Origin of the sequence: Micromonospora sp. NPDC093243 (assembly GCF_044753725.1) — a bacterium.
In the GTDB taxonomy this organism is placed as follows: Bacteria; Actinomycetota; Actinomycetes; order Mycobacteriales; family Micromonosporaceae; genus Micromonospora.
In genome coordinates, this window is sequence record NZ_JBIVNT010000020.1 from 1 (window position 1) to 10,663 (window position 10,663).

Annotated in this window: 9 protein-coding genes and 1 pseudogene; 7 read left to right on the forward strand and 3 right to left on the reverse strand. The window is 65.1% G+C overall.

The window, feature by feature from the left end:
- Positions 1-272: 272 nt before the first annotated feature.
- On the reverse strand, positions 273-815 hold the full coding sequence (locus ACIP9D_RS32640) for a zinc-binding dehydrogenase (RefSeq protein WP_350877525.1): 543 nt from the start codon (positions 813-815) through the stop codon (positions 273-275).
- Here ACIP9D_RS32640 and ACIP9D_RS32645 point away from each other — a divergent pair.
- Entirely contained in the window at positions 789-1,211 is a 423-nt protein-coding gene (locus ACIP9D_RS32645) for a MarR family transcriptional regulator (protein WP_350877523.1), read from the forward strand. The genes ACIP9D_RS32640 and ACIP9D_RS32645 overlap by 27 nt on opposite strands.
- A 68-nt stretch (positions 1,212-1,279) precedes the next feature.
- Complete coding sequence (locus ACIP9D_RS32650; RefSeq protein ID WP_350877521.1) at positions 1,280-1,408, forward strand: hypothetical protein; 129 nt, start codon at positions 1,280-1,282, stop codon at positions 1,406-1,408.
- A 296-nt stretch (positions 1,409-1,704) separates the two neighbouring features.
- On the opposite strand, the gene dxs is transcribed toward ACIP9D_RS32650, so the two are convergent.
- Positions 1,705-3,630: a 1-deoxy-D-xylulose-5-phosphate synthase gene (dxs, locus tag ACIP9D_RS32655; protein WP_350877527.1), complete on the reverse strand. Its 1,926-nt coding sequence runs from the start codon at positions 3,628-3,630 to the stop codon at positions 1,705-1,707.
- Between the two features lie 1,056 nt (positions 3,631-4,686).
- On the opposite strand from dxs, the gene ACIP9D_RS32660 reads away from it, so the two are divergent.
- From ACIP9D_RS32660 to ACIP9D_RS32670, 3 genes and pseudogenes are all read left to right on the forward strand, one after another.
- Positions 4,687-5,559: an MBL fold metallo-hydrolase gene (locus ACIP9D_RS32660; RefSeq protein WP_350877519.1), complete on the forward strand. Its 873-nt coding sequence runs from the start codon at positions 4,687-4,689 to the stop codon at positions 5,557-5,559.
- Between the two features lie 1,258 nt (positions 5,560-6,817).
- Entirely contained in the window at positions 6,818-7,309 is a 492-nt protein-coding gene (locus ACIP9D_RS32665) for a hypothetical protein (RefSeq protein ID WP_350877517.1), read from the forward strand.
- A gap of 27 nt (positions 7,310-7,336) precedes the next feature.
- Positions 7,337-7,813, forward strand: a pseudogene (locus ACIP9D_RS32670) (transposase family protein); the annotation flags it as partial.
- Between the two features lie 636 nt (positions 7,814-8,449).
- On the opposite strand, the gene ACIP9D_RS32675 reads toward ACIP9D_RS32670, so the two are convergent.
- Positions 8,450-8,674, reverse strand: a complete 225-nt coding sequence (locus ACIP9D_RS32675; protein WP_350877515.1) for a hypothetical protein — start codon at positions 8,672-8,674, stop codon at positions 8,450-8,452.
- A 124-nt stretch (positions 8,675-8,798) separates the two neighbouring features.
- Between ACIP9D_RS32675 and ACIP9D_RS32680 the strand changes: the two genes are divergently transcribed.
- Both ACIP9D_RS32680 and ACIP9D_RS32685 read left to right on the forward strand, forming a co-directional pair.
- On the forward strand, positions 8,799-9,335 hold the full coding sequence (locus tag ACIP9D_RS32680; RefSeq protein WP_350877513.1) for a transposase: 537 nt from the start codon (positions 8,799-8,801) through the stop codon (positions 9,333-9,335).
- A gap of 170 nt (positions 9,336-9,505) precedes the next feature.
- A complete protein-coding gene (locus tag ACIP9D_RS32685) occupies positions 9,506-9,922 on the forward strand; it encodes a hypothetical protein (protein ID WP_350877511.1) in 417 nt (138 codons plus the stop codon).
- Positions 9,923-10,663 lie beyond the last annotated feature (741 nt).

A 10,663-nucleotide genomic window follows, 5' to 3' on the forward strand; every position in this document is an offset into this window, starting at 1 on the left:
ATGAGCGGCCAGGACATCCGCAACCTCGGCACTGTTGACGACAGCGGATGGACTCAAAAGCTGCTGTCGGCGCAGCCGGCAACGGTGGCATAGCGAGCCCTCGCGAGAGCAGGCTGTCCCAGCCGCGTGCGAGTGAGACAGCCTGCTGCGGACACAGCTTGACAATTAGTTCGCACGGAAGTGTGTCGGAGGCCGTGTGCCGGCCTCCCTGTCGCCAGGCTGAGCGGCGTTGATGCTGTTGACAGCCGGGGCCTCGGGCCGCATGTTGCGTTCTATCCGACCTTGAGGGCCAGCTTCCCGACATAGTGATCATTTAGGGCGCGATGCGCATCCTTGGCTCGCTCCAACGGGAAGGTCTGGGCGACATGGACCTCGAAGGAGCTCGCCTCGATGATCGCGTTTAGCCGATCGGTGCCGGCGCGGCTTCGATCCCCGTCGTAGTAAGACACCGTCGCGCCCGCCGACGTTACAGGCACAGGCAGGACCCCGTTCGGCCAGGCGATCCGCCCCGAGTTCTTGATCCCGCGAAGAGACCGTTCGGCAGTCGCGCCTCCCACGGTGACTAGAGCCGCATCGAGCCCGCCTGGTGCGAACTCGAAAGCCGCAGCCAACACATCGTCTTTGCGACCGTCGACGGCGTTGTCGGCGCCCAGCCGCCGGGCCAGGGCGACACCGTCGTCACCAGAGGCCACGGCCAACACCCGGATGCCGCTGTGCCGCGCCAGCTGCACGGCCATGTGCCCGATACCCCCGCTCGGCCCGAAGACCATAACGACGCCGTACTCGGCGTGGAAGCCACCGCGCGGCACCGGCATCGTCCCAGCGTAGACACGCTCGCCCAGTTCGACCTGGTCGACGTATATGACCGCGCCTACGAGGCGGCCGCAGCCGAGCTGTCGCTCAGCCCGGCACAGGCATGCGTGCTCGGGAGACTCGATGAGCGACGCGGCATGGGCGCTTTGGCCGAGGAGCTCGGCTGCGATGCCTCCAACATCACCCAAATCGTCGCGCGTCTCGAAGCGCTCGGCCTCGTGACCCGCGAACCGAATCCCCGGGACCGCCGCGCACGACTCGTCGCGCGAACCTCCCGAGGAGACGAGATCAACCACCGGTTCGCAACCGCCTTCACCTTCGCCCGCACGGCGGTCGGACGACTCTCACCCGACGAACAAGACCAGTTGACGGCGCTGCTGCGAAAGGCACTGGGTTGACACGCATCCGAGGCCACCCAATCAAGCCAGAGGGCAAACCGCAGGCGGACGGCACTCGCGTTGCGGCGTTGATCCGCACAGATCTGGATCAGCTGCTGGGGTACACCCTGATGGACTACTCCGACACCTTCGCCCTGCACACCGTCGCGATCTACGCGGTGCGCTTCGGCTACCTCGCGGCCCGGCCGCTGGACTAGTTGTGCACCCGTCTGGCCAGGCACCCGGTCGATGTCGCCGCCCTGCGGCAGGAGTTCGCCTAGGTGCTGCGGGCCCAACCCCGCCCTACCACGTTTCGAACTTGGGACTGGTGAATCTCCTGGCAGCCTCGATCAGGAGCGTCGGGGCGGGTGAGCCGCCCCGACGCTCCGGACTCTTCTTGCAAACGGTCCAATCTGGGACACGACCGGAGATCTGGTTCCGCACCGCGATTTCGGGCCGGATCTGTTCTCACGGCGGCGAAGGCACCCGGGTGGTGTGTTGGTTTCGGCTGCGTTCACTGGGCTGCAGCATTGTGGAGCTGCGGCTTTGTCTCCGCTCGTGGGCCCGGGCCCGCTGGAGTTCCCACTTGCCCAAGGGCCGTCAGCGCCAGCTCGGTCTGGTCCGTGATGTCCGCTGCGGTTAGGCCGCAGCGCTGAAGCACCTGTTCGCGGCTACCATGATCGAGGAATGCAACGGGGGTACCGAAACTACGTACGGGCACCCAGACGTTCGCGTCGCTGAGCGCCTGGCTGACCATGGCCCCTACGCCGCCGGCGCGGACGCCGTCCTCCACCGTTACGACCAGGCGATGGCGTGCGGCCAGCCCCGGCAGGGCCGGGTCGAGAGGCTTGACCCATCGAGGATCGATGGCGGTAACCAGGTGCCCGCCGGCGGTCAGCCGGTCGGCCACTGAGCAGCAGAGATCGGCCATGGAGCCGATCGACACGATGAGGATCTCGGCTTGGTCCGCCGGATCCGGTTGGTGGAGGATGTCCATGCCGCCAACTCGCCCGACTGCAGTGATGGGTGTCCCAGCATCACCCTTCGGATAACGAATCAATGTCGGCGCGTCCTGCACCCGGACCGCTTCACGTAGTTGGGCGCGGAGTTGGACGGCGTCTCGCGGCGCGGCTATACGAAGACCCGGCACCACTTGGAGTACGGCCAGATCCCACACGCCGTTGTGGGAGGCGCCGTCCTCGCCAGTTACGCCACTACGGTCCAGCGCGAACGTCACGCCAGTCCGGTGCAGCGCTACATCCATCAACAGTTGGTCGAAAGCCCGGTTGAGGAACGTGCTATAGACCGCAACCACCGGGTGTAGGCCCGCCGAGGCTAGGCCCGCTGCGGAGGTGACGGCGTGCTGCTCGGCGATGCCGACATCGAAGAACCGGTCTGGGAACCGTTGGGCGAACGGCTCGAGCCCTGTTGAGCGCATCATAGCCGCAGTGATGGCCACAATGTCCGGTCGTTCTGCACCTAGGGCTGAAAGTTCATCGGCGAAGGCGTTCGTCCAGTTGTCGGCACTCGGCGGGGCCGCGTTTTTCGCCTTGACTTGGTGATGCCGCTCGTCCGCTTGTTCAGCCTCGAGGTAGCCGCGGCCCTTCTCTGTGATGCAGTGCACGACCACCGGTCCGGGAAAGCGCTTCGCCCGGCGCATGGCCTTCTCCAGCGCCTGCTCGTCGTGTCCATCGATCGGCCCGATATACTTCAAGCCGAGATCCTCGAACATGCCTTGCGGGACCAGGATGTCCTTGAGCCCCTTTTTGGCGCCGTGGGCCATGGTCATCATCTGCCGGCCGACCAGTGGCGTGTTCTCCAGCACCGACCGGCCCCACTCCAGCACCTTCTCGTAGTCGGGAGCCGTGCGCACCCGCGCCAGGTAGTCGGCTAGACCGCCAGTCGTTGGCTGGTAGGAGTGGCCGTTGTCGTTGACCACGATCACCATCGGCCGTTCCTTCGCGATGGCAATGTTGTTGAGCGCCTCCCACACCATGCCGCCGGTGAGCCCACCGTCGCCAATCACCGCGACTACGCAGCCCACCGCGCCGGTCGCGCGACGGGCGTTGGCCAGCCCGTCCGCCCAGGAGAGTGCGGTGGACGCGTGCTGGTTCTCGACGATGTCGTGAGCTGACTCGGAACGTGATGGGTACCCGGACAGTCCGCCCTGTTGGCGCAGCAGCGTAAAATCTTGTCGTCCTGTCAAGAGCTTGTGAACGTATGCTTGGTGACCGACGTCGAAGACAATCTTGTCGTGTGGGGAGTCGAAGACGCGATGCAGGGCGATGGTCAGTTCGACGACACCTAAGTTCGGCCCGAGATGTCCACCTGTGCAGGAAACAGCTGCGATCAGATGCTCTCGAATCTCCTGGGCCAAGGTTGTCAGTTGTGCGGGGCTGAGCCTGTCCAAGTCGCGCGGCCCGCTAATCGTTGACAGCACGGTGGCCAACGTTCCCCCTTCCAGCGCGTGTTACGTGGGCGAATCGCTGACGACGGTCATGGACGACGTCGGCCTGGTGCCGGCATCATCAGGCTCCCGCCCTCAGCCGGTGATGGTTGTTGGTTGGCCATCCGGGCCCGCTCGGTGGTCCGGTCGCGGTTCGGGTTTGTCGACCGACCGGTCGGATTGCCACGATAGCATCCTGCCGTTGCGCACACAAAGATGTCGCTGGCGCGTCCGTCAATTGGGGTAGTTGCAAGGGCCCGACGCGCGGAGGCCATGTGCCGTGTCGCGGAACGGCACTACCTGTGCCGCCCGGTCGCTTGACCGCCGCAGTCCTCAACCTGGTTTGCGGGCCTTTCGCGATCACCACGGCGCAGAAGACGACGACGCAGGCACCGCCCGGGGGCATGCTGGCAAGCTTCGCGCGCTTCGTAGCACGATCTCTGCAAGGGCGCGGGCGGCCGCGTGTCTCACCCGGCGTGGCATCGCGGGGCCTGCCGACCGGCCTTGTCGATGGTTGGCCGGCATGGTAGCGTCGGCACCGCTTTCGCCGACCGGCCGGTCGGTCAACAGAGGTGGGGGCAGATGAGAGCTGTTGGTTTCGCCCAAACCAAAAGACCTCATTACCGCCCCGGGGCCTGGCCGGCTCGCTTGGTGAAGCAATCTCGTGGCCCGCCGCCCCTGGCCTGACAGCGGCTGAGCGTCCGCACAGAAACAGCTCTGTTCGCCGCGGGCGCTACCAACTTGGCGTGAGCCGTCGCCAGCGGCGGCCCTTGGCCTTGGGCTGAAAGTGGCTTAGCCGATAACCGCGGCCGCGAGCGAGTCTCCGTGCGGGTGACACGATCCTTGTGAGGGGTTCAGTGCCATCTGAAGGGTGTGGATGCGATCCATCATTAAAGGCAGCTGGCTCCTTGTTGGTCGGCTTTGTCCTCATCCCCGTCCTGCGACCGTCTCACCTGAATTGAAAATGAAACCGGCACCTAACAACCTGCGTCGCTAGTGGTGGGCAACACCATGCCGCCCACGGCGGCAATCCGTCACCAGGAGGGCATCATGAGGATTCACCACCTTAACTGTGGCTCGATGCACCCGGTCAGCCGCCGCCTGACTAACGGGACCGGAGGACTGTTCGAGGCGGCAACCTTGACCTGCCATTGCCTGCTCGTCGAGACCAATCGCGGGCTGGTCCTCATCGACAGTGGATTCGGCATGCGGGACCTCGCGGACCCGGTCGCCGTACTCGGCCGCCGGTTCCTGCGGCTCGCCCGTCCCGCACTCGACCCGGACGAGACAGCCGTTCGGCAGGTCAACCGACTCGGATACCAACCGACCGACGTGCGGCACATTGTGCTCACCCATCTCGACGTCGATCACGTCGGCGGAATCAGCGACTTCCCGTGGGCAACCGTGCATCTCCATGCCCGTGAGCACGACGCGGCGACGCGGCGCCCGACCAGCGGCGAACGTCGCCGTTACCGCCCGAATCAGTGGGACCACGGTCCCTCCTGGACCACCTATGACGAGACCAACGGTGACGACTGGTTCGGATTCGCGTCCGTCCACCAACTCGTCGACCTACCTCCGCAGATCCTGCTGATCCCCCTCGCTGGCCACAGCCGTGGGCATTCAGGTGTGGCCATCGACACCGGGGCTGGCTGGCTGCTCCACGCCGGGGACACCTACTTCTATCGTGGCGAGATCGATCCAAACCGACCACACTGCCCGATGGGGCTGCGCATGTCGGGAAACTTGGCACAGTTCGACCGTCAGGCCCGGCATGCCAACCTGGACCGGTTGCGCTGTATACGCGCCACACCCAATCACCCGGTCGAGGTCTTTTGCGCCCACGACCCAGACGAGTTCGCCCGCTACAGCAGCCCCGCCGCGATCAACGCGCCTGAGGACGGATCGAGACGGGCGGGGTGATGATGCGTAAGGTGCCGCTCTCTGCGATGCCGTTCGGGATCCAGTGCAGCAGGGCGATGGTTTGCTCGACGACGACCCACCGTCGGGCGCCGAAGCCGGAACCGTGGACGCCGCGTCGGGCGATGACCGGAGTGATGCCCTGCTTGTGGAGCTGGCCGCGGTAGCTGTCGTAGTCGTAAGCCCGGCCGGCGTAGAGCCGTTCGGGTCGCTGCCGGGGTCTGCCGCGGATGCCCTTGATCCGGGGAACCTTGTCGATCAGGGGCAGTAGGGGGTGAGGTCATGGCGGTTGCCGCCGGTTAGGGTCGCGGCGAGGGGATGCCGCCCGCGTCGGTGAAGGCCGTGGTGTTTCGAGCCCGGGCGGCGGCGGTCGACCGGGCACGAGCAGGTTTTGGGCCGCCGTTGAGCGCCGGCACGTGGGAGCCGTCGATCACCGCCCGAGCGGCCCGGCCGGCGCTGGAACGCCGGCCCCGGATCTCGGTGCGTCCACCAACGCCGTCGCTCGCACGTGATCAGGTAGGCGACCACGTCGGCCAGGGTGGGCAGCCGCGCGCCGGTGCGGGTATTGCATCACCGCCGCGTAGGCGGTCCTGTAACACCATCGCCGGAGCAGGGGACATCGCGCACGTCAGCGGACCGGTGGCCGCGCCTTTCACACGACCGCGGTTCAGCGCGATATCGGCTTCGAGGTCTGCTTCGACCAGGGCACGGTGGATCTTCAGGGTTGCGTGGCCGCAGGACTCGGTATTAGGTGGCGAACCCTGCACTGGGCGATCGCTGCGCGTGCTTCGCCTGCCGGCCGTTCTTACTTGTTTGGACATCATCACGATGTTACGCTCGGCGCGCCGCCGACCGACCGGTCGGCCTGTCGGATAGTCGGGGTGGGCATGGCCATCGCATTGCGGGCAGTTCGCTCGCGGCTAAGGCGACTTCTGTGGCCGGCATCAAGCCGGGGCGGCCGGATTGATGCCCAGGCAGGCCGAGGAGGGGGGCGCGCGGCAGGGCAACGGATTCCTATGGGCGGAGTTGCCGGGCCGCGGCACCCCTGTCGGGCGTGCCGCTGGCATCCCACTCCCGGAGTCCGGTGCGGAAGTCGATCGCGTTCCCGGGCACCCCCACTCGGTTACCGCCGATCACATCGATTCCCCTCTCGCGCCGGTTGGCGATCTCGCACGGAGCCGGTTAGTGGTGCCCGTCGCCAGAGGGATATCTATGACAGCAAATCCAGGAATGTGTACTGACTGACAGAGGAGGTATCTAAATGAGTTTGCGTGCACGCATGGGAATTGCCGCACTCGCGATTTTAACTACCATAAGCATGACGGTCGGCGGCGCCGGTGTAGCGAACGCCTCGGCCGGCACACCACACGCGTCGGGGGATCGCAGCGCTGCGAGTTACGTCGAATATGTCGACTGGTATACGTACCGTGGCACTGACTCGACCTGGCATTGCGGCGCCACCGTGGATAAGCCCGCCTTCTATGAGCAGGTCTGCACCATCGTCAACGGTAAATCATATCAGAGCGCTTTGATTTTCGTGCCTAAGACCTCGAGCTACCGCTCCGTCGTGGTGTCGAATGTCCGAAACGGGGTTGACGCCGGCCAGCGGGTGTGTCACGGCGATCTTACCGCATGGATCAGGGTCGTGTGCTTTGCGCCGACCCGGACTGGAACGAGCGGCGATTCCGTATACAGCATCGCGAACGATCCCGATTGGGTAAACCTTTATGGCCCCTCGGTGAGGATCTCCTAGTTCGACGGTAGATGGACCTGGCCGCGGCAGATTCGCCGGTTGGCGTGCCCGATCCTGGACGGCATCCTGATCCCGATCGACCGCGTCGCCGACCAGAGGGCCTACTACTCGGAGAAGCACCAGCGGCACGGGTGAACGTGTAGGTCATCGGCGACGCGGCGGTCGGTCGTCTGGGCCTTCCCGGCACTGCGGGCTGCGGTCCACGTCCCGACCGCAGCCCGCATTCACGGCAACATTGAAGCGCTGACCATTGCGAACGTGATGACGTTCGCGGATATGGGCCACCAAGGTGCCCGGTGCGGCGTGCGTACCCCGTTCAAGCGGCACCGCTACCGGCCGAAGCTGTCACGTTGACAGACGGCCGTGAACCGTGCGCACGCCAAGTCCCCGCCCGTGGTGAACGAGCCATCACCACCCTCAATACCTGGAAGATCCTAGCCAAAACTGGGCTCCTGCCCACGCCGAACCACTACGATCGGGCAGGCCATCCTCGTCCTGCGCTAGGTCGAAGCCAACCGTTACGCACGATGAAAATGGCTCCGTGATCACGGAATTGGCGTTCGGTATTCTTGCGATCACTGGACCGACGGTCGCGCCGACGTGACACGACTGCGGGCAGAGACACCGGGGCGGAATAGGGCACAGGAAGCCGGAAGCCCAACTGCATGGCAGGAGGCTCGCGCCGAAGGTCAACTCGTATCGGAAGGTAGACGGGTCATCTCGGTAAGCGCGTCCTGCGGCGCGGCCCGGGCTAGGTAATCTCGCCGCCACCGCCGCCACAGCCGGCGGCACCGTCGGCACGGGTTCCCGAGCAGGCGCCACCGCCCGCATTGCGAACAAATCATTGGCGATCCCCTTCCCTCACCGTAAACCCGGACGTATAAACCCTCTGTAAGCGACGGAGCCAGTCCACTCGGAATTAGGCGGCGGGCTCCGTCATGCGGGCCCGGGGTGCTGGGGCGGCCCCGCCGATCGGACCCTTTTCCAAAAGGCCGGTGTCGTGCGCCTCAGCACACTCTGCGGATCACCGAGCGAGCGTCGGCCAGCATCCCCGTTTCGCATCCGGGCCATCCCACGCGCCGGACTATAATACCGACCGACCAGCCGGTCAATAGCGGAACTCCAACGACGACCTTTGGATCAGGTCATCTGCGGGTCGATCGCCACGAAAGCGTCGACAACCGCCGCGGAACGATTCGCGGCTGAGGCGGGCACGTCTACATCACCCGCTGGCGTCAGGGCCCGCTTGAAGTCGCGGTGGCCAGGATCGCCGTAGCGGTGATGGTGGCCCAAGCCGACGTTAGCGGGGTCGAGACCAACGGCCCGGCCACGGCCAGAAAGATCCTGCACGAGATCGACCTGCACGACGCGCCACAGACAGTCAAAGTCACCCGCCCACGTCCGCCGAGGGTTTCGACACGTCTGAGCTTCCCGCGGTTTCCCGGACACCTGAGCTGAAGTGACACTGGTCGCCGAGGGAGAAGTTCGGATGCCCGCACCATACCCGCCACAGTTTCGTCAGCGCGCAGTCGAATTGGCTCGGCTGCGGGACAAGCCGATCCGTGAGATCGCCAAGGACCTCGGGATCTCCGAGTCGTGCCTGCGGAACTGGCTGGCCCAGGCCGACACCGACGAAGGCAAGCGCAAGGGCCTGACCAGCGACGAACGCAAAGAGCTGGCGGCGCTGTGTAAGGAGAGGCGGCGCCTGGCGGTGGAGAACGAGATTCTGCGCCGGGCTGGCGGCCTACTTCGGTGGGGTCGTGCTGGTAGCGGGCGTCGCGGCAATCAGCGCTCGCGCTGCGCAGGCGCGCGCGGACTGCCGGTCGGCAGGTTTTCTTCGTTCATGATTTCTCGGCGGTACGTCAAGACCTGGGACAGGGCTTCAGCAGCGAAAGGGACGAGGTGCGTAAGTCCGGCAGCGATGAGCGCATCACGATGCCAACCTACGCCTTCCGGCAGGTCCCGAACCCACGCGCGACGTCGTCCCGAACGTCGCGGCCGGTTCGTTGCGGCAGTCGTGACGTGATGGGCAGAATGGGCAGAAACAGGACCACGAACCGTCGGCGAAAAGCAACCTCGACAGCGACCCCCGAGGCAATCTCGCCGTAGACGCAATCGATGACCCCCAGGCGACTCCCGTAGGGGCAACGTGGTGGGCAGACGGACCGAATCAACAACCAGTAGGAAGGTAGAGTGATGACGACAGGCCGATCGCCGATCGACAATGAGGGCTCGAGGCTGGCCGATGAGGTGCTTGCCGCCTACCTCCGATATCTCGATGCATTCATCACCAACGACATCCAAGGTCTCGACGCAGTAGTTGCCTATCCGCTGGCACACATCGCCGAGTCCGACGTCCAGATGCACGATGTGTTCCCGATCAACCCGGCCGAGTTGAAACGCTCCAAGGATTGGTACACAACGAGGAACTCCCGATTCCAAGTTCTCGCCGTCTCGCCATCCAAGGCCCACGTGGTGCTGTACAGCGCGGACCGCGTCCGCGAGGACGGTTCGCTGATCGAAACCGTGTCGGCCTTCTACGCTTTCAAGTTGACCGACGATGGGTGGAAAATCTACGCTTTTTCCGACGTAGTCAACTCCGCACCCCATTGAGCTATCCGGCCCGCTGCGCGGAAAAACGTCGGACCGGCGTTACGGCTTTCTGCGGTCAGCGCGGATTGAAGGAAGGAACATGTCAATTCGAGAAACGCCCCTAGCTCCGATGAGAACGCGACGTGACGGGTAGCAAGTCATTCGAGCTTCGCGGTGCGGGTACTTCGTTGGGCGTTCGGGGCCGTATGCCGCGAAGTCCGGGAGCCAGCTCACCCCACATGATTAGGGTCGATGCGGTGATCTCCGCGCTGGATCGCCGGAGGTCATGGCCGGGTTCACCGAAGCTGCGCCAGCGACCGGCGGCTGTTCTGGCACCGACCTCCGTTGTAGCGCGCGTCGCGACGCGCCCCGCAGCCTCCTCCGAATTAGGACACCAGCGGGTAAGGGTTCGACAGCGGCTGCTGCACGTAGAGGCGAATCGGAATGATGCCTCCGCGACCACGGATCTTCTCGCCGGCTACCTCTCCAATTGCTTACAAGGCCTGCCGCCCGCCGGATCTCTCCGTGAGATCAGCGGTACACGCTTACTCGCCCGAACGTTGGTAGATGGGCACGAAGGCGCGACGGGTACCCAAAGCGGGTAGTCATGACAACAATCCACCGCCACGTAACGATTAACGCCCGCTGCAAACAAAGTGTGACCGTTTTTCGTCGTGGGTTTTGGCTGGTCTGTTCGTGATGGGGGATAAGGACGGCCTGGCGGTTCGTGGTGGTGCGGCGGGGCGGGCAGCGGAGTTTGGC